Raw genomic sequence first — 18811 nt, 5'->3', positions numbered from 1 at the left:
GAAAACTCCTTGCGCCGCAATGGGCGGCTGTAATTGCTGACTCCTAGCGAGTAAGGTCCGAGGCATCCGTAGCACCCGGTGAATTCGAAGCACCTGCTGCAGTAGAGTCAGCGTCACACTTGAGCAACTGTGCCAGTTCTGAGTAAATCTCGACCTGTGCCGCCAGTGTCATTCGGACCAAGCCGCTTGACGACGGACCGACGAAGTCGATCACGCCCGGCACCTCGTTCAGTTTCTGGACGCCCCACGTGACTTTCCGGCGTCCGGTGAACTGCTCGTAGACGCCTTTGCCAACGTAGCACGCCACGCGCGGTGCAAATTCCTCCAGTTTGCGCCGCAAAACGTGGGCGCCTTCACGGTACTCACTACGCGACAACTCGTCCGCGCGTTGTGTCGGCCTCGCCACCAAGTTGGTGAACCCATACTGGTAGTCATCGAGCAAGTTCGGGCTCTCCTCCGGCGCATACTGGCGGTCTGTTAACCCGCTCTCAAACAGGATGCGGTAAAACCGGTTACTGCGTCCTGCGTAATTGAAACCGCGTTCATAGGAGGTCAGCGACGGGTTAAAGCCAACGAACAGGATTGCGAGTTCCGGGCGCAACTTTTCCGTGATCAACCGCCATCAGAGCCTCCTTTCAGCCCAATTCGGCCAAACATCCGGCCACAGACCATGAGTCCAAGCGCGCATGTCGACCGCGGAGTCGAGGACCCGTTTGCCACCACACTAAACCCCGGACCAGGTGAATTCAAGAGCCCGACGATGACCAAAGTGACGTCTGAACTGCTCTGAACGGAAAACAACCGCACCGCGAGGATTGCCTCGGCAGTGCGGTCGCCTGATGCGAACTGAACCGATGCTTACAGGTCCAAATAGAGGTTGAATTCGTACGGGTGCGGGCGAAGATTCATCGGCTGAATCTCGGTGGCCTTCTTCAGGTGGACCCAGTTGTGGATGAAGTCCTTACTGAACACACCGCCTTCAAGCAGGAACTCGTGGTCGTTCTCGAGCGCCATCAGGCTCTCTTCGAACGATCCGGGAACGCTTTGAATCTGCGCTTTCTCAGCGTCAGACAACTCGTAGATGTTCTTGTCAACCGGACCAAAACCAAGCTCTGTCGGGTCGAGCTTTCTCCTGATGCCATCGAGGCCAGCCATCAGCATGGCGGCGAAAGCCAGGTACGGGTTAGACGCGGCGTCCGGTGTGCGGAACTCAATGCGCACGGCCTTCGGCGATACCGACGCGATTGGCAGACGAACGGCCGCGCTGCGGTTGCCTTTCGAGAACACCAGGTTGACTGGGGCTTCATAGCCAGGCACAAGGCGCTTGTATGAGTTGGTGGACGGGTTCGAGAAGGCGAGCAGTGCAGGCGCGTGTGACAGGATACCTGCGATGTAGTGCTTCGCGAGGTCGCTGACGTTGCCGTAGCCACCTTCTTCGTAGAACAGCGGCGTATCGCCATCGAACAGGCTTTGGTGCACGTGCATGCCAGACCCGTTGTCACCGAAGACCGGTTTCGGCATAAAGGTCGCTACTTTGCCGTGTTTGCGTGCGACCTGGCGAACGATGTACTTGTACAGCATGACGTTGTCGCCGGTCTTTGTCAGCGTACTGAAGCGAAAGTTAATCTCTGCCTGTCCGGCCGTCGCCACTTCGTGGTGATGCCGTTCAACGCGCAGGCCAGCTTTCATTAACTCGAGGACAATTTCAGTGCGGATGTCCTGCTGTGTGTCTACTGGAGGAACAGGGAAGTACCCGCCTTTGTTTTTGACCTTGTACGCAAGGTTCGGGCCTTCGGCGCGTCCCGTGTTCCACATCGCTTCTTCCGAGTCAATGCTGTAGAAAGAACCTTGCGAAGTGCTGTCAAAGCGAACGTCATCGAACAGGAAGAACTCAAGTTCCGGACCGAAGTTTGCATGGGTTGCGATGCCGAGCTTTTGCAAGTAAGCTTCTGCTTTTTCGGCAATATATCGTGGATCGCGGTCGTACCGCGTACCGTTCGGCTCGTACACTTGGCAGGCCAGGGCAAGCGTCGGTACTGCCAAGAAGGGATCGACGAAGGCGGACTCAAGGATTGGCTTCATGACCATGTCGCTGTCCTCAATGGAACGGAAGCCCTGAATACTGGACCCGTCAAACGCAATTCCGTTGACCAAAGTTTCTTCTTCGATTTCCACGGCAGGAATTGTTACATGGTGTTGGCGGCCCGGGACATCGACTAAGCGAAAATCGACCATCACTACGTGGTTTTTCTGCATAAAATCTAGGACTTCGCGAGGCGTCATGGGTTTCTCCACTCCCTATGTCGTTCTAATGACTTCTCCATGATATAGATTAGCGAAAGACAAGGCAGAAGATCAACCGGATATGTTAGAAAACTTGACAAATTTCGCGTCTAACATTTGTTTCTGCTGCAGGGCAGTATACTAATGGAGATAACCGAAAATGTCACACTGATACGCTCCAACCAAGATCGGAGGGAACTGAGTGCAGCGAGCCGTCGAATTGGCGCAAGGTGGCCTCACCTTGCGTGGAATGGAACACGTCCCAGATAGTGCGAGTCGGCCTTGCCCAGTCGTCGTGATCTGTCACGGCTTCACGGCAGACAAATTGGGACCTCACCAGTTGCTTCGCAAACTGTCACTGGCGCTTGAAGGCGTCGGAATCGCCAGTGTGCGCTTTGACTTCGCTGGCAGTGGCGAGAGTGACGGACGGTTCCAGGATGTCACAGTGAGTGGTGAAATCGCCGACGCCAATGCAATCGTCGACTTTGTCCGACAAGACAGTCGGTTTGATCCGTCGCAGGTGATGTTGGTCGGACACAGCGTCGGCGGCCTGGTGGCGAGCCTAGTGGCGGCGGACCGGCCTGACGACGTGGCGCGACTTGGGCTGATTGCCCCAGCCGGCAACCTTCGCGAGTTTGTCTTCGGCTTGGCCCAGCAAGCAGGGCTCAAGGCGGACAGCTTACAGGCCGATACCTTTGACTGGGGTGGCTTTCTCGTGGGTCGCACGTTCGCCTTTGACTTGCTGACACTCGAGCCATATATGCGCGCGAAGCTGTTCAAAAAACCAGTACTGCTCGTGCACGGATCTGAGGACGGGACAGTCCCGAGTCAGATATCCCTGAAGTACCGCGACGAGGTCTACGGTAATCAAGCAGAGGTGCGTGTCATCTCTGGCGCTAACCACACGTTTGACAACCACGCGTGGGAAACGGAAGTGATTCAGTCGTTGACTGCGTTTTTGCGCGCTGACACAGACACTGGGCGTCCTGCTATGGCGAATGAGCAGGCCTAGCATTCTGGCGCGCTGGCGCGTCCGCATCTACAGCGCAGCGCCGGGTCTGTTACAGCGCTGGGCTGTCCGCCTGTTCAAGCCGACCTATCCGCTCGCAGTCGCGGTCGTTGTGTGTGATGATCACGGCGACATCCTGCTCTTGCATCACACCTACGGTGAACCTAAGTGGCGCTTGCCAGGCGGCCTTGTCGAACGCGGTGAAGAGGTGTTTGTGGCCGCTGTGCGCGAGGTTGCGGAAGAGGCGTCGTGCGCGATTGCGCCTGTTGCAATCGCGGATGCGGCCGCCACCAAGGCTTCCTTTGACATCGCAGTCGCGGCTCGCCTGACCGCAATCCAACCGTTCTCTGCAAATGCAGAGACATGTGACCGGAAGTGGGTGAACCCGGCGGTGGCGAGCGAATTGTCCGAGCTGCAGCAGCGGTTTATCGCGGCGGCGTGCCGCTTGCTTTAATCGGAACAGGAGGAGCTGCTCGCCGGTGCACGTGGCACTTGGGGATGCAGCTCCTGATCTGTACTACCGCAAGTACCTCCCGACCGTTTGGACGGTTTGGGAATGCGCGAAGTGCTGGTTATTGCATCCACCTCCGGGGGAGCAGTTTCCGTGTCAGGGCAACAAGCTTGTGATTGACCCGAGTGGGTTGCCACTTGGCAAACTCGGCAGTGAAGGCAGGCTGGCAGTCGACAGACCTGGCAGTGAAGGCAAACTCGGCAGTGAAGGCAGACTGGCAGTCGACAGACTGGGCAGTGAAGGCAAACTCGGCAGTGAAGGCAAGCTGCTAGTGGACAGACTCGGCAAGCCGCCAGATGGAGGCGTGAGATTGAATGTGCCCGAGGCTCCACCAGTGCCAGCCGAGCCGGAGAAGGAGCCGCCGGAACCGTCTGGGCCACTGAATTTTCCAGACACTGAACCACCACTCGTCGAGACCTCGCTGCTCACTGAACCACCAGTGCCGTCCGGGCCACTGAATTTGCCAGACACCGAACCACCGCTCGGGCTCAGCGAAGAGTGGCTGGTCACGCTGCCGGTGCCGCTAGGACCGGAGAGGCTTGTAGCACTGGAAGCCGTCATACTGGATGAGTTCACCTTGCTCGTCAAACTACCGCCGGAACCATTCGGGCCGTTTACCGTCGAAGTGAAGCCACCGCCGCTTGGGCTGAGGTTTGAATTCTGACTGACCGAGAAGGAGTTGCCGCCCGGGAGACTCAGGCCCGGGAGGCCGGAAAGCGCCGGTGCGATACCGGTCATGCCAGCGACGACTCCGCCGATTCCTACGACAGCGGCTGCGGAAGCAAGTTTCACGAAAATAGCAGCTTTCATCTACGAATCCCTCCAATAGTGGTGGTCTGGCGCCGACGCGAATTCGTGAAGCGAACCACTAGTGCATCGCGGTGCAGCCAGTCGCTGAATTGTCAGTCAACGAAAGGAGTTCGCATCGCGATTTCGGTTTTTGGGGGGATTCCGAAAATTCGTGGAGCGATTTGTGAGTTGCTGGTAGCTTTGCAGCGGCACTATAATGCTTTAACAAGGTAGAGGAGGACAACGCCAATGGGTGTGCCAGGAGAGCGGAGGAAAGAGAACTACCGCGTGTTCGTCCTCGGTGCTGGTTCGATGGCGGAGGCGTTTATCCGGGGCGTAACCGAAGAGCGGGCGGTAACCCCAGGACACGTGCGGGTGATTAATCGCAGCGGTGGGGGTCGTTTAGAAGAGTTGCGCGATATGTACGGGATTTCCCCGGCACAGTCGCTGGCGGAGGCCGCGCAGTCGGACCTCGTCGTCCTGTCTGTCAAGCCGGCAGACATGGCGACTGCCCTCGACCAGGTTCGACCCTATCTGAACGGTCAGTTGTTGATGTCGTTCGCCGCCGGGGTGACGCGGGCCTGGATCACGGACCAGGTGAACGGCCGGGCACATGTAATTCGAGCGATGCCTAATTTACCAGTCGCCGTGCTGGCTGGGGCTACAGCAGTTACGTTTGGCCCCGACATCGCTGACGGCGAGCGACAGCATGTGTTGTACTTGCTCGAGCAGATCGGCAAAGTGGTAGAGCTCCCGGAGTCGCTGATGGACGCTGCGACGGCGTTTTCAGGCAGCGGCCCGGGTTTTGTCTGCTATTTTCTCGAGGCCATGGAGAACGCGGCGGTTGAATTGGGGATCCCGGCTGAGACCGCGCGGGCGCTTCTCCTTCAGACGGTTGTGGGGACTGCGAAGTCGCTTGAATACTGGGGCCTCACGCCAGCCGAACTGCGAAAGCGTGTCACATCTCCCGGGGGCACAACGCACGCGGGCGTCACGGCCATGCAGACCGGGGATTTGAACGGCGTTGTCACAGAGGCCTTGCGAGCTGCCGCTGACAGGTCCGCTGAGATGGGTCGACAGTACCGTGCCTGAGCAGTTTGTGCTTGGTGTTGACGGCGGAGGGAGCAAGACACTGGCTGTCTTGACCGCGACGGACGGCAGTGTTCGCGGTGTTGGGCGCAGTGCTGGCGCCAATCACCAAATGAGCGGAGTCGTAACTGCTGTGGACGCGGTTTGGGACGCAGTCGAGCAGGCGCTGAGAATCGCTAGCGTCAGGCCAAGTGACGTCGCCGCCACTGTCTATGCGCTTGCCGGCGCTGACAGACCTGCAGACGAAGTACTGCTGCTTCCGGTGTTACAGCAACTGCCCCTTCACAACACGGCCCTCGTGTGCGACACGGTTGCAGGGTTGCGGTTAGGTTCGCCGGACCTGACAGGCGCCGTGATCATCTGTGGCAGCGGGACGAACGCCTACGGGCGCGACAAAACCGGCCGAACGTGGCAAGTCGGTGGGTTCGGCTGGGCCTACGGCGACGCAGCTGGCGGTCACGTGCTCGCAGAATTTGCGCTGCGCAGGGCTGTGCGTGCCTGGGAGGGACGCGACCTGCCGTCTGTACTTGTAGATGAACTGCCACCGCTGTTTGGGTGCGGAGATATGGCTGCTCTGATGGCTGAGGTAGCGGGCGCAGACCCTTGGCAGACCTGCCCGCGTGCCCTCGACGACATCCCGCGCGTTGTGCACACAGCCGCCGCAGCCGGTGATGAGCTTTCGGTTAGCATGCTGACGGACATGGGGACAGAGCTCGGACGGAGTGCGCGGGCGCTGCTCGCACAGATGAAGCAGGCAGAAGACAAGGCGCACAAGCGCAAGGGACGACCCGTTCCAATCGCAATCACAGACAGTGCAAGACGGGTACCAGTGGTGTTGGTCGGTGGCGTGATCCAAAATGGGAGAAGTCCGCACTTACTAGCGGCGTTCGAAACGGAACTGAATCGTCTCTCGCTGCCTACGCAGGTTGTTATTCCGTCGCTGCATCCGGTGTTTGGCGCTGTGATGTTGGCCATGGACAAGGTTCGGGCGGGGGTGACGTCGGAAGTCTTGCAGCGTTTCGAAGCGGCGGACCTTGCCACGGGCCGTCCGCCGTTCTCGAGGTGAACCTGCCCATCTCAACTCAACTTGTAGAAGGGGTCCTGACTGTGCAGACTCGCGGCTTGAAAGTCACCGTCATCGGAGGTGGGTCGTCCTATACGCCGGAGTTGGTGGAAGGGCTGATTCGGGCGTACCCGGTGATGCCCGTCAGAGAGCTCTGGCTGGTCGACATCGAAGCTGGACGGTTTAAGCTCGAGACAGTTGGAGCTTTGGCCCGTCGCATGATTGATCGCGCCGGTGTAGCGATCGCTGTCCATCTGGCGTTCGACCGTCAGGCGGCGATTCAAGGCGCTGACTTTGTCTTAACGCAACTGCGCGTCGGGTTGCTCGATGCGCGGGCGCGCGATGAGCGCATCCCGTTGCGCTACCACCGCATTGGTCAAGAGACGACCGGGGCGGGAGGGTTTGCGAAAGCCCTTCGGACAATCCCCGTGATAGTCGACATCTGTCGCGATATTGAGGCCCTCGCGCCTGGTGCGACCTTAATCAACTTTACAAACCCGGCTGGGATTGTGACCGAGGCGGTTCTGAAGCACAGTTCCGTCCGGGCGATTGGCCTCTGCAACCTGCCGATTGGCACGCGGATGCAAATCGCGAAGTGGCAGCAGGTAGACGTGTCACAGGTGGAGATTGAAGTGGTTGGCCTCAACCACCTGCACTGGGTGACTAAGGCGTGGGTGGACGGTTTGGACGTGCTACCACAACTGCTCGCAGAGATGGCGGCGGTCGAACGCATGCAGCACGACCAACGCGTCGTTGCGCAAGCTGCCGATAGGGGTGTTGGCGCTGACACGGGACGGCCGCAAAACATTCCGGACATCGAGTTCAATCCGGAATTTTTGCAGACGCTCGGAGCCCTGCCGTGCGCCTACCACAGGTACTACTACATGCCGGACGTGATGCTGGCGGAAGAGCTCGAGGCTGCAGCGAACGGTGGGACGCGCGCCGAAGTGGTCAAAAAAATCGAGGCTGAATTGTTCGAGCTGTATCGAGACCCTAACCTAGATATCAAACCGCCGCAACTGGCGCAGCGCGGCGGCGCCTTTTACTCAGAAGCCGCAGTGAACCTGATGACATCGATCGTCACTGACCGTGGCGACATTCAGACAGTCAATGTGCGCAACGGGTCAACACTGCCGTTTCTACCTGCGGATGCGGCGATTGAAGTGAACTGCGTGATCGACGCCAAAGGCGCGCGACCTGTCGACATTACTGCACCTGTCTCGCCGCACATGCGCGGCTTGCTTCAGGTCGTGAAGGCGTATGAAGAGTTGACCGTTGAAGCTGCCGTTCGCGGCGACCGCGCAGCTGCGTGGCAGGCGCTGACCGTACACCCGTTGGTACAGTCGTCGGACGTCGCGCAGCGCTTGCTGACTGACATCCTGAACGAAAACCGCGAATTCCTGCCACAGTTCCAGTAGTGCGGCTTGAAGGTGTCAGTCCGACGCAGGGACTTGGCAGCCTACTTGTGTTCCGTTTTGCCTGCCAGTAGGTCGAGGGTGTGTGGGATGACTCGGATGATGACGTCGAGACACTCGTCGACGGCTTTCGGGCTGCCGGGCAAATTGACAATCAGCGTTTGGCCGCGTGTGCCGACGACTTGGCGCGAAGTCATCGCGAACGGTGTCTTCTTTAGGCTCTCCATCCGCATCGCTTCAGCCATGCCCGGCACTTCGCGGTCGATCACGTCCCGAGTTGCATCAGGTGTGACATCGCGCGGTCCGAGCCCGGTTCCGCCCGTGGTGACGACGAGGCGTACTCCGTGATCATCGGCAAGCGAGCGCAGCAGTGCAGCAAGCTCAGCTCGCTCATCTGGGAGAACGCGTCGGACGACGACTTCGTAGCCTGCACTGGCAAGCTTTTGTTCGAGTAAGTCACCGCTCTTGTCGACGCGCGTGCCGTGATGAGCACCGTCACTCAACGTGATGACTGCTGCCGTGTGAACACGCTGCTGTGCAGAGGTGTCTTGTGCCATATGGCAAGCAACTCCCTTCGACAACTTTCTCTCTTCATCGTAACCGATTCGGGCTGTCGTTGCCGCTCGTAAGTGAGCATGTACCTAATTCCGTGCGCTGGTTCGCGGTATAATCGGATGGACGCAGTGGCAGGAGAGACAGGAGGAACCCCAATGGACCATACAATCCCAACTGACAGAGACATATCTGTACATAAGCGTGCAGAGCAGGAGTATCAGCGCTGGCTTGCGAGTGGACCGCACGCCCCGGACATCACGGCAGACCTCAAAGCCATCGCAGGCGACCCGGACGCTGTTTTCGACCGCTTTTATCGCGACCTCTCCTTTGGCACAGGCGGACTGCGTGGGCCGCTCGGAGCCGGGACGAACCGGTTGAACCGATACACGGTGCGCCGGGTGACGGCTGGACTTGGCCAGTACATACGCAAGACCGACAAGAACGCCGCGGAGAGAGGGGTTGTCATCGGCTACGACTGTCGACATATGTCTCCAGAGTTTGCCCTCGAGACTGCTTTAACCCTTTGTGCACAAGGTGTGCGAGCGTACGTTTTTGAACACCTCTGTCCTACACCCGAACTATCGTTTGCTGTACGGCACCTCGGCGCAGCAGCGGGTGTCATGCTCACTGCCAGTCACAACCCACCTCAGGACAACGGCTACAAAGTCTACGACCACGATGGGTGCCAAATTCTTCCTGACGCTGCCGACGAAGTAACGGCAGAAATCAGGAACACAGGCGACCTCTTGCACGTCCCGCTGGCAGCGCGTGAAGAAGCCGAGGCGCAGGGGCTGCTCCGGTTCATCGGTGCGGATGTCGAGGCCGCGTATGACGCAGCAGTACTTGGGGCGATTTCAGTGCCAGACGTCACGCGCGAGCAGCGCCAGGCGTTGTCTGTGGTCTACACACCGCTCCACGGTACGGGCAATGTCCCGGTGCGCCGGGTGTTGGCACAGGCCGGATTTTCGACGCTTCAGGTCGTGCCAAGTCAAGAACTGCCGGATGGAGACTTTCCTACGGTCCAAAGTCCTAACCCAGAAGAGCCGGCTGCTTTGGCGGCTGCTATCGAGCTTGCCAAAGAGACGGCAGCCGACCTGGTCCTTGGAACGGACCCCGACGCTGACCGGGTGGGTGTCGCTGTGCGCACAGGTGATGGACAATACCAGTTGTTGTCCGGCAATCAAGTGGGCGGTCTGCTGGTGGATTTCTGGCTGAAGACCCTGCGGGACCGCGGGGAGCTACCGGATAATGCAGTCGTGTTCAAAACCGTGGTCACGTCCGACCTCGGGGCCGTTGTCGCAACTTCCTACGGGGTAGCCGTGGAGGACACATTGACGGGCTTTAAGTACATTGGCGCTCGCGCGACAGACTACGAACAAACCGGCGAACGGGTATTTGTGTTTGGCTACGAAGAGAGTTACGGTTACTTGGCTTCGCCAATTGTGCGGGACAAGGATGCCGTCCAAATCTGCCTACTCATCGCACTCATGGCGGCTGCGTACAAGCAGAGCGGTAAGACACTTGTCGATGCCCTGTCTGACCTTTACGAACGAGCTGGGTATTATCAGGAAGCACTGCAGAGCGTCACTCTGCCGGGCGCACAGGGCGTGCAGCAAATGGCCGCGCTGATGGCGCGCTTGCGCAGTGAAGGTGTTGAAGTGCCGGGGCAAGCGCCACTGGCGATGGAGGACTACCTCGCTCGGATCCGCACGTTTGTGGATGGTCACACTGAACCGTTGACGCTCCCTGAGTCTGACGTCGTGAAGTACTTATTCACCGATGGCAGTTGGATTGCGGTCCGTCCTTCCGGCACAGAACCAAAGCTCAAGGTGTATTACGGCGCCAAAGCCGAGACCCAGACAGCGTGTGCGCGACTCCTTGACACCATGCGGAGCGCTGTCGCTGACATCTTGAAAAGAGGCGTGTAACGGTTGGCGTGGAAACGAACCCTGTGGATTTTGTGGGCGGCAAACTTCGTCATGATGGCTGGCATGAACCTGGTCATCCCGTTCCTGCCGCTTTACATTGAATCGCTTGGTGTACACCATATCGCTTCGCTCGAACGCTGGTCGAGTTGGGTGTTCTCTGCTCAGTTTGTGACCTCGTTTCTCTTCCAGCCGCTCTGGGGAGCCATGGCCGACCGTCACGGGCGCAAGGTGATGTTGTTGCGCGCAGGGTTTGGCATGGGCGTGATGACGGGGCTAATGGGGCTCGTTGGAGCCCCCTGGGAACTACTCGTGTTGCGGCTTGCCAATGGCTTGTTCTCAGGTTTCATTTCGATGGCCGTATCGCTGCAGGCGTCAGTCACTCCCGACGAAGACTCTGGCAGCGCGCTTGGGACGCTGCAGACTGGGGGCATTGCGGGGTCGCTGATTGGTCCGCTGATTGGCGGATGGCTGGCTGAGCAACTTGGATACCATCAGGTCTTTTTCTTGACCGGCGGGTTGCTTTTTGTCGCGACTGTGATTGTTATGCTGTTCGTGCACGAGCAGCATCAGCCTCGACCGAAAGCAGTGAAACAGCGCGGCAGTCGGCTGTCCGGCTTGCGGGACCTGCGGCTTTTGTTCCCGGTCTTTGTTGCGTCACTGGTCACTCAGATTGGCATGATGAGCATTGAGCCGATTGTCACCGTGTATGCCAAGACGCTGTACAACGGCAGGCACCTGGCGTTGATTGCAGGACTTGTCGTGGCCGCAACCGGTATCGCGAATTTAATCGGAGCGCCAACCCTCGGGCGACTCGGCGACCGGATTGGGCAACGCCGAATTCTGGTCGGCGCATTGGTGATGGCCGCCGTGATGTACGTCCCGCAGGCGCTCGCGCATGGGATTCCGACCCTATTGGTCGGGCGGTTTTTGCTAGGGCTTTTCATTGGCGGCATGATTCCGTCGCTCAACGTCCTCGTCAAAAAACTTGCGCCGCCTGAGCACCTGGCGACGGCGTATGGGTTTAATTCCAGCTCGCTGTTCCTCGGCAACCTCATCGGTCCGCTGATTGGCGGAATGGTGGCGTCGACGTTCGGGATCCGCAACGTGTTCTACGTCACGATGGCGATTCTGCTCGTGAATGCAGCGATGATTGCTTTCAACCGACGGCTCGGTACTTCGCTGGAACACGAAGCTGCGTGAGGCAAAATCAAACGCCCCGCGTAAACGGGGCGTTAAAGGTCAGTGTTATAGAAGAAGTTAAAATTAAAGCTTCGTTACATTCGTAGCCTGAGGTCCACGCTGTCCATCAATGATTTCAAATTCAACACGTTGCCCCTCTTCGAGTGTGCGGAAGCCGTCGCCAAGGATTGCGGAGTAGTGGACGAACACGTCGTTGCCACCCTCGACCTGAATGAAACCGTAGCCCTTTTCCGAGTTAAACCACTTTACTGTACCTTGCACTTTACTTCCTCCTACCAAGTACACTCGTACTCGCATCAATTTGACTTGCCACCATATCGTATCATCAACGTAATGTCAAGTCAAGGATTGGCAGTTCAGGAAGGCTTGTCAGAATCGCTCTTTTCGCAGAAAACCAGAGCCTAACTTGGTCTCCTTCTGCGGACGCTTGCTCGGGACGAGTTTGAATCGGTAAATATTACCGCCTATTAATTTTATCGTTTGAAAAGACAGTGAATCTGGATACACTGGGAACATCGATGCCGCGGTTCGGCGGTTTGCAGTCGGGCCCAGCCACCCATGAGCTGGGAGTTGAGTGAGCGCGGAGGGAGGCGGGGGAAGTGTCGAAGCGGCGTGACCGGGTGTTTCATGTCACCGTAAGTGTGTTCGCTCTTACCCTCGCAGCCATCGCTGGCGGTACCTTAGTCTCGGAGACAACGCACAGGGGACTTCCGCCCGGCTGGAGCCCATTTCACCTCTTAAGCCAGACGTCAAATCAACTGCCCGCGCAATCGGGATTGGCCAAAAACCAGGACACCGGACGACCTGTGGTCAATTCGACACACCAGACAGGTAGTACGGCTTCCCAATCTGCCAGTCAGACTGGGTCAAAAGCCGGGCACTCGGTTCCGAATGATTTAGCAGCGATGCCCGTTTACAAGCCTGCCAACAACGCGTCTCATATCATTGTCTCTGCTCCGACTGGAGATGTGCCCGCCGCCACGGTTGCGCATGTGAAACAACTGCTCAGCACCTACCAAATGGCGAACACGGTGTCCCATACGCTGCACATGAACTTGAACACGAATGTCCATATTTACCTGGCGAAGACAGCGGCGGACTACCAGCGTGATCTGAATAGCCTGTTTGGTATATCACTGAGCCAGGCGAAGAGCTTTTCGGCAGACACAGGCGGTTTCACACAGAACGAGTCCATTCTCATTCCGCTCTACCAGAACACGGATGTTCCGGATTTGGCCAACACGCTCGCGCACGAACTCACGCACGCATTTTTAAACGACAACACGTCTTATGTCCCTAGCTGGATTAACGAGGGGTTGGCTGTAGGCGATGGGATGAGTATGCAGGCCCGAGTGGAAAACTCGGTCCGGTATGCGGGGGATGCAGGGAGCCTGGCTGAGAGCGTCATTCAAGCGGCGGCAAACGGCAGCTTGTTGCCGCTGACGCCAAATGAGCAGGCGGTGCTGTCCGGCAACGCACCATACGACCTCGAGCTGCAGGACTGGCTCGCGGTGAAGAACTTGGTTCTCCACTTCGGACCGAATGCGTTCCCGGACTACCTTTACCGTCTGAAAAAGCACGAGGCGCCTGCGCAAGCGTTTCAACGGACGTTCGGCGAATCGACGACTGCGTACAACCAGGCGTTCACGACTCTGCTCAAGAAGGCTGCGGTGACACCTGACCCTGGCGTCACCCTCACGTTCAACATCTCGCCGAGTTTCCATGGCGACTTACGCTTGTTACAGCACAGTTCGCACACGTGGCAAGGTTTTCAGGCAACGCCAGGCACAGACCAGGTGACGATGACGCCGTCTGGACAGTTATCGGGATCTGTCCATAAGCTGCAAGGGACCTACGACAGTACGAAGCCGGACAACCACACGCTGTACATCAACCTCAATCCGCTTGGGAACCTGACACAAAATGGCCAGACGGTGCAGAACTGCGGGATGGCGATTGACTACCACAACGGCATCTACGGCTACGTGAACAGTTGGATCACGTGGGCAAACGGTAAGACGACCTACCTCTACACGCCGTCACTGTTCGGGGTTACATTGACGCAAGTGTCAGAAGGCAGCCAGCAGAACCCGATTCTCTCGTTGTTGAACACGCCTGGGACGTGATGTGACCGGACTGCATCAGCTGACGCTGGACAGCCAGCACAGCTTCGTCGAGGCGTTGACTTGCAGCAATGACTGCCGGGTGAAGCAACTGTCCGTCATGATTGGCTGCAGTTTGCAGCAGAACACAGCGAAGGTTTTCGAGGTCAGTCGCTGTTTTCTCCTCAACATCGGACACAGTATTTCGGGACAAGGTACATGCTCCTTTCGAAGCGAAAATCTGTCGTCGCGCAAGCCCAAGTTGGACAACCACCGCATGGTTAGGCTATGCGTGCCCTGCTGAGGTCATACCTCGGAGAGGCACAAAGCGGGTGCAATTGAAGTTCCCTGTGGTATAACTAAAACGATGAATGCGTGGACGGGTGAGGGATGGTGCAGTGCAACTAAGGGACGAATCAAGGGAGACATTGACTTTTCAAATCCTCGGTGTGCGGTTTCACCGCTATACACGCAGGCAGGCTGTGGAGCAGATTCTTCACTGGCTGGCGGAGAAATCACCTCGCATGGTCATTACGGCAGGTCCTGAGTTTGTCATGATGGCCAAGCAGCAGCCGGAAGTTCTGCGCATGGCGCAACGCGCTGACTTGGTGACACCAGATGGAATCGGCGTTGTTTGGGCTGCGCGCCGCCAAGGCCGTCCCGTTGAGGAACGTGTGACGGGAGTGGAACTGGTCCTTGACCTCCTTGAGACTGCGCAACAGCGCGGTGAAAAGTCGCGGGTGTATATCCTCGGCGCGCGCCCCGAGGTGCTGGAAAACTGCCTTTCTGTTATGCGACAACGTTACCCTGGCCTCGAGTTCGCAGGACGCGACGGGTTCTTTCCGGCTGCGGAGGCTGAGAGTGTAGTTCAGGAGATCGCGGCGTTTGCCCCTTCCATCTGGCTTGTTGGACTTGGCCAACCGAGGCAGGAGCGCTTTATCGTCGAGTGGCACGGGTCACTGCCGCCGTGTGTGGCAATCGGTGTCGGTGGCAGTATCGATGTCTGGAGTGGCGCGGTGAAGCGGGCCCCGGCAATCTTTCGCAAACTCAACGTGGAGTGGCTGTATCGTTTGTTGAAGCAACCGAGTCGCTGGCGCAGACAGTTGGCACTGCCCCGGTTCGCGTGGCAGGTTTTACGCGGAGCGGACCGACGATCCTAGTCCTCCAACATCTGAACAGGGTGTGACCTTCCTAAGCGGGGACACTACGGTTGTCCCGATGCAGGGACGACCCGAACGAGGAACCGGCTTGCCGGACATTCGGCTCGGGGACGAGCACCTCGTTCGGAGTTTACCGGGGGGTGTCACACATGGGTAGAGGGAAATCGCAGATTGTGCCAGGATGCCACAAAGCTCTCGACGACATGAAGTACGAAATTGCGGCGGAACTTGGTCTGCCGGTGCACCAGGGTAGTGAAGACTACTGGGGACACGTCGCAGCCCGGGATGCCGGAGCAGTGGGTGGACAAATCACCCGTCGATTGATTCAAGCCGCAGAGCAGATGCTCCATGGCGGTCAGGCGTAAGCGACAACTTCATATACGGAAGTTTTCTAACCAAAGCCCTGCGCTCTGTGCGCAGGGCTTTGGTGCGTTTTTCCTGCTGAGGGAAGCGTGTCGTGTGCGTTGACCTCTCTGACCAAATGCTTTACGATAGGTTTGTTTTGCGTCATACCGTCAGGTGTATGAGCCGCACGACGTGCGGTGAACGGATAAAGGGGGGGTTAACCCTGGCCACTCGACGCTTATTTACGTCCGAGTCCGTGACTGAAGGTCATCCGGACAAGATGTGCGACCAGATTTCTGATAGCGTACTCGATGCAATTCTCAAGGACGACCCGCTAGCGCGTGTCGCCTGTGAGACGATGGTGACGACGGGGCTTGTCCTAGTAGGCGGAGAGATCACGACCACTTGCTACGTCGACATTCCCAAAATTGTTCGGAAGACGATTGAAGAAATTGGTTATACGCGTGCCAAATTTGGTTTCGACGCGGAGACATGTGCTGTCATCACGTCCATTGATGAGCAGTCACCGGACATTGCGCAAGGTGTTAATGAAGCCTTTGAAGTGCGCGGAGGCACGACAGCCGATGCACAGTTGGAGTCTGTTGGTGCTGGCGACCAAGGACTGATGTTTGGTTTCGCGTGTGACGAAACACCTGAACTGATGCCGCTTCCGATTTCTTTGGCACACAAGCTGTCCCGCCAGTTGAGTGAAGTTCGCAAGACTGGACTGGTTCCTTTCCTGCGTCCCGATGGGAAAACACAAGTGACAGTCGAGTACGACGGGGACCGCCCGGTGCGTGTCGATACCATTGTCGTCTCTACTCAGCACGACGAACACACTTCTTTGACGGAGGTTGCCGACGCAGTTCGCAACCATGTGATTGACGCAGTGGTGCCACAGGATTTGCTCGACGCCAACACGCGCTACTTGATTAACCCAACCGGCCGGTTTGTCATCGGTGGCCCGCAAGGTGACGCGGGTCTCACTGGCCGCAAAATCATCGTCGACACGTACGGCGGCTATGCCCGTCATGGCGGTGGCGCGTTCTCTGGAAAAGACCCGACAAAGGTTGACCGCAGTGCGGCTTACGCTGCCCGGTACGTAGCCAAGAACATCGTAGCAGCCGGCCTTGCGCGCAAATGTGAAGTGCAGGTCGCATACGCAATTGGCGTTGCTCAACCCGTGTCGATCAGCGTCGACACCTACGGTACAGGTGTAGTGCCAGAGTCGCGGATTGAGGAGTTGATTCGGGCGCACTTTGACTTACGACCGGGTGCAATTATTCGTGACCTCGACTTGCGCCGTCCGATTTATCGCCAGACAGCTGCTTACGGCCACTTTGGACGCGCTGATGTCGACCTGCCATGGGAACGCACAGATAAAGCCGAATTGCTGCGGAGTCACGTATAAGGCGTTCGAACAGGCTCTGAAAAATCTTTTGCTGCGACGGACACAAACCCATTGCCGCGCTCGAAGTATGTAACATCACCCTTACCCCTTTTCGACGCTTGCCGAGATAGTCGGGCAGGCGTTCTTTTTTGCGTCACGGAAGGCGCAAGACGGCAGGAGTAGACTTGCCTGAAGGCGAACTTCTGCACAGAGAGCGCCGATTTCGGCGGGAGGACAACAGTATGGAGAGAGAGACCATTCGCGTCGCGATCGCAGACGACAATCAGCCGTTTCGCGAGACTTTGCGCGACGTTTTGTCGTACGAATTGGGCATTGAAGTTGTCGCCTTGTGGGGCCACGGAGCGGAGGTTTTGGAACACCTCGGGACGGTAGGGCCAGATGTACTCCTGATGGACATCAACATGCCGCTTGTGAGCGGAGTTGAGGCCACGAAACGCCTTCAGCAGGCACACCCGAATGTGCGAATTATCATGCTCAGCATTCATGACGAAGAGAGCTATGTGCTCGACAGCCTGAAATCAGGCGCGTCAGGGTATTTGGTGAAGGATGGCTCTTCCGTGGGAATCGTGCGAGCCATCCGCGAAGTCGCAGCGGGCCGTGCGGTTGTGCACCCACAGGTGACCGATTTTGTTTTGTCTCAGTTTCAGCAGGCTCCAAAAGTTGATGACTCCTGGCGACACATCTTGACAGTTCGGGAAATGGATATTCTGAAGGAACTCGCACAAGGCAAGAGTAACGACGAGATTGCGGCGTCGTTGCACATTACGGTGAAGACGGTGAAGAATCACATCTCAAGTATCTTCTCAAAACTGTATGTGACAGACCGCACTCAAGCCGTGTTAACGGCTGTGAAGAACCATTGGCTCGTTGTGTGAGCGCGGGATTTACTCGCTTGGATGACGCTGAACAACCAATGCTCGGTCGTTCTGTCGCCATCCTCTGCGGCGAGTCTTTAGTAATGCGTCTTGAGTGGTGTTTTATGAGTGACAAACGATGAGGCCGGCTGTGTGGTCGGCGGCGGTCAAAGAACAATTGCTCTCTATACGAGTCAAGCCAGGTTGAACCTGGACTTGGTCTATTATCGGACATTTGAGACATGCGCATGCGCCGTTCACTCTCCCCCTGCATAGACTGTCGCAGGGGAGTGAGGGCTATGATTGAAGCGCTGTTTTTTTGGGCGTTGGCGCTGTACGGAGCGGTTTCGCTGACATTCCAGACAGTGCGAAGGGTGCAGCGGCGCCGGCAGCATCCTTATCCTGTGACGTTCATCTTGATCGTGAGAAACGCAGAGGAGCAGATTGAAGGACTAGTCCGCAGTTTGATGGCGCGTACGGCACTTAGCTCACGCGAACGCCAAGTTCTTGTGATCGACTGGGCATCTGACGATGACACGTCAGCGATTCTGCACGCGATGGAGAAGGATTTTGCCCTTTTGCGCTCCGTGCGCGTTGCCGACGACACAGAGTTTTTGCTGGCGCTGCGAAACGAGTGTATGTGTGATACGCGGGTGGGATGTATTTACGACCTCAGGCAAGGGAACTTAGCGGCGGATGTGACAGATGACCTTGCGGCTATGTTTCGGTAGTCGACAAAGAACCACAAAAAACGTCAGGACATGTGGACACGGTTCGGGACAAAAGTCCTATTTTCTACTTATTCTCTAGTATTTCCACCAATGTCCGTTGTATAATTTCGCCATCGGGGTGAAACTCCTACGGTATACATCGCAGCCACGGCTTGCGCGGGCAGAGATTTTGAATTTCTCGATGCGTGGGCAACTTTTTCATCACAGCACACTATCCAGCACTTCAGAACGGTAGAAAATTACCATTCTGAGGAGGAACCGCCGATGTCAGTAAAGGTTAAGACGGCAGTGATTTTGGGAGCTATGGCGCTGTTTTCAATCGCAGCGCAGGCTGGTTTTGCTTTACGGCCATAGTTCTCCGGAGGG

At 57.4% G+C, this 18811-nt stretch carries 19 protein-coding genes; 14 read left to right on the top strand and 5 right to left on the bottom strand.

Features of this window, described 5'->3' with window-relative positions; all coding sequences use genetic code 11:
• Positions 1-43 precede the first annotated feature (43 nt).
• A complete protein-coding gene (locus JC200_RS08770; RefSeq protein WP_274435883.1) occupies positions 44-616 on the bottom strand; it encodes a mismatch-specific DNA-glycosylase in 573 nt (190 codons plus the stop codon).
• Positions 617-858: 242 nt separating this feature from the next.
• Positions 859-2283: a type I glutamate--ammonia ligase gene (gene glnA, locus JC200_RS08765; protein ID WP_274435882.1), complete on the bottom strand. Its 1425-nt coding sequence runs from the start codon at positions 2281-2283 to the stop codon at positions 859-861.
• A 202-nt stretch (positions 2284-2485) separates the two neighbouring features.
• Here glnA and JC200_RS08760 point away from each other — a divergent pair, with 202 nt between their 5' ends.
• The 6 genes from JC200_RS08760 (at position 2486) to JC200_RS08735 (ending at position 8162) form a co-directional block, all read left to right on the top strand.
• The gene (locus tag JC200_RS08760; RefSeq protein ID WP_274435881.1) at positions 2486-3295 is read left to right on the top strand and encodes an alpha/beta hydrolase; all 810 of its coding nucleotides are present in this window, start codon (positions 2486-2488) and stop codon (positions 3293-3295) included.
• Positions 3282-3746 (top strand): NUDIX hydrolase, encoded by a 465-nt coding sequence (locus JC200_RS08755; RefSeq protein ID WP_274435880.1) that lies wholly within the window; start codon positions 3282-3284, stop codon positions 3744-3746. Before JC200_RS08760 ends, JC200_RS08755 begins: the two co-directional genes overlap by 14 nt.
• A 25-nt stretch (positions 3747-3771) precedes the next feature.
• Entirely contained in the window at positions 3772-4467 is a 696-nt protein-coding gene (locus JC200_RS08750; RefSeq protein ID WP_274435879.1) for a hypothetical protein, read from the top strand.
• Between the two features lie 374 nt (positions 4468-4841).
• Positions 4842-5684 (top strand): pyrroline-5-carboxylate reductase, encoded by an 843-nt coding sequence (gene proC, locus JC200_RS08745; RefSeq protein WP_274435878.1) that lies wholly within the window; start codon positions 4842-4844, stop codon positions 5682-5684.
• A complete protein-coding gene (locus JC200_RS08740; RefSeq protein ID WP_274435877.1) occupies positions 5677-6747 on the top strand; it encodes an N-acetylglucosamine kinase in 1071 nt (356 codons plus the stop codon). The genes proC and JC200_RS08740 overlap by 8 nt, the downstream gene beginning before the upstream one ends.
• Before the next feature lie 41 nt (positions 6748-6788).
• Positions 6789-8162, top strand: a complete 1374-nt coding sequence (locus tag JC200_RS08735) for a 6-phospho-beta-glucosidase (RefSeq protein WP_274435876.1) — start codon at positions 6789-6791, stop codon at positions 8160-8162.
• Between the two features lie 41 nt (positions 8163-8203).
• On the opposite strand, the gene JC200_RS08730 is transcribed toward JC200_RS08735, so the two are convergent.
• Positions 8204-8716 carry a MogA/MoaB family molybdenum cofactor biosynthesis protein gene (locus tag JC200_RS08730; RefSeq protein ID WP_274435875.1) on the bottom strand — a complete coding sequence of 171 codons (513 nt, stop codon included), beginning with the start codon at positions 8714-8716 and terminating at the stop codon, positions 8204-8206.
• A gap of 153 nt (positions 8717-8869) precedes the next feature.
• On the opposite strand from JC200_RS08730, the gene JC200_RS08725 reads away from it, so the two are divergent.
• Both JC200_RS08725 and JC200_RS08720 read left to right on the top strand, forming a co-directional pair.
• Entirely contained in the window at positions 8870-10642 is a 1773-nt protein-coding gene (locus tag JC200_RS08725) for a phospho-sugar mutase (protein ID WP_274435874.1), read from the top strand.
• Positions 10643-10645: 3 nt separating this feature from the next.
• Entirely contained in the window at positions 10646-11842 is a 1197-nt protein-coding gene (locus JC200_RS08720) for an MFS transporter (protein WP_274435873.1), read from the top strand.
• 63 nt (positions 11843-11905) lie between these two features.
• Here the strand turns inward: JC200_RS08720 and JC200_RS08715 are convergent, their stop codons facing one another.
• Positions 11906-12139 (bottom strand): cold-shock protein, encoded by a 234-nt coding sequence (locus tag JC200_RS08715; RefSeq protein WP_443111904.1) that lies wholly within the window; start codon positions 12137-12139, stop codon positions 11906-11908.
• A gap of 302 nt (positions 12140-12441) precedes the next feature.
• On the opposite strand from JC200_RS08715, the gene JC200_RS08710 reads away from it, so the two are divergent.
• Positions 12442-13968, top strand: a complete 1527-nt coding sequence (locus tag JC200_RS08710) for a hypothetical protein (RefSeq protein WP_274435871.1) — start codon at positions 12442-12444, stop codon at positions 13966-13968.
• On the opposite strand, the gene JC200_RS24410 is transcribed toward JC200_RS08710, so the two are convergent.
• On the bottom strand, positions 13895-14143 hold the full coding sequence (locus JC200_RS24410; RefSeq protein WP_443111903.1) for a Spo0E family sporulation regulatory protein-aspartic acid phosphatase: 249 nt from the start codon (positions 14141-14143) through the stop codon (positions 13895-13897). The two genes, JC200_RS08710 and JC200_RS24410, sit on opposite strands and share 74 nt — an antisense overlap.
• Before the next feature lie 229 nt (positions 14144-14372).
• Here JC200_RS24410 and JC200_RS08705 point away from each other — a divergent pair, with 229 nt between their 5' ends.
• The 5 genes from JC200_RS08705 (at position 14373) to JC200_RS08685 (ending at position 18445) form a co-directional block, all read left to right on the top strand.
• Entirely contained in the window at positions 14373-15104 is a 732-nt protein-coding gene (locus JC200_RS08705; RefSeq protein ID WP_274435870.1) for a WecB/TagA/CpsF family glycosyltransferase, read from the top strand.
• A gap of 149 nt (positions 15105-15253) precedes the next feature.
• Positions 15254-15469 carry an alpha/beta-type small acid-soluble spore protein gene (locus JC200_RS08700; RefSeq protein ID WP_274435869.1) on the top strand — a complete coding sequence of 72 codons (216 nt, stop codon included), beginning with the start codon at positions 15254-15256 and terminating at the stop codon, positions 15467-15469.
• Between the two features lie 203 nt (positions 15470-15672).
• Complete coding sequence (gene metK / locus JC200_RS08695; protein ID WP_274436503.1) at positions 15673-16860, top strand: methionine adenosyltransferase; 1188 nt, start codon at positions 15673-15675, stop codon at positions 16858-16860.
• Positions 16861-17081: 221 nt separating this feature from the next.
• Entirely contained in the window at positions 17082-17735 is a 654-nt protein-coding gene (locus JC200_RS08690) for a response regulator (RefSeq protein WP_274435868.1), read from the top strand.
• A 278-nt stretch (positions 17736-18013) separates the two neighbouring features.
• The gene (locus tag JC200_RS08685) at positions 18014-18445 is read left to right on the top strand and encodes a glycosyltransferase family 2 protein (protein ID WP_274435867.1); all 432 of its coding nucleotides are present in this window, start codon (positions 18014-18016) and stop codon (positions 18443-18445) included.
• The last annotated feature ends 366 nt before the right edge of the window (positions 18446-18811 follow it).

Source organism: Alicyclobacillus sp. ALC3, assembly GCF_028751195.1.
Lineage (GTDB): Bacteria > Bacillota > Bacilli > Alicyclobacillales > Alicyclobacillaceae > Alicyclobacillus_L.
Note: the sequence above shows the minus strand (reverse complement) of the source record. Positions and strands in the feature narration are given on the sequence as shown.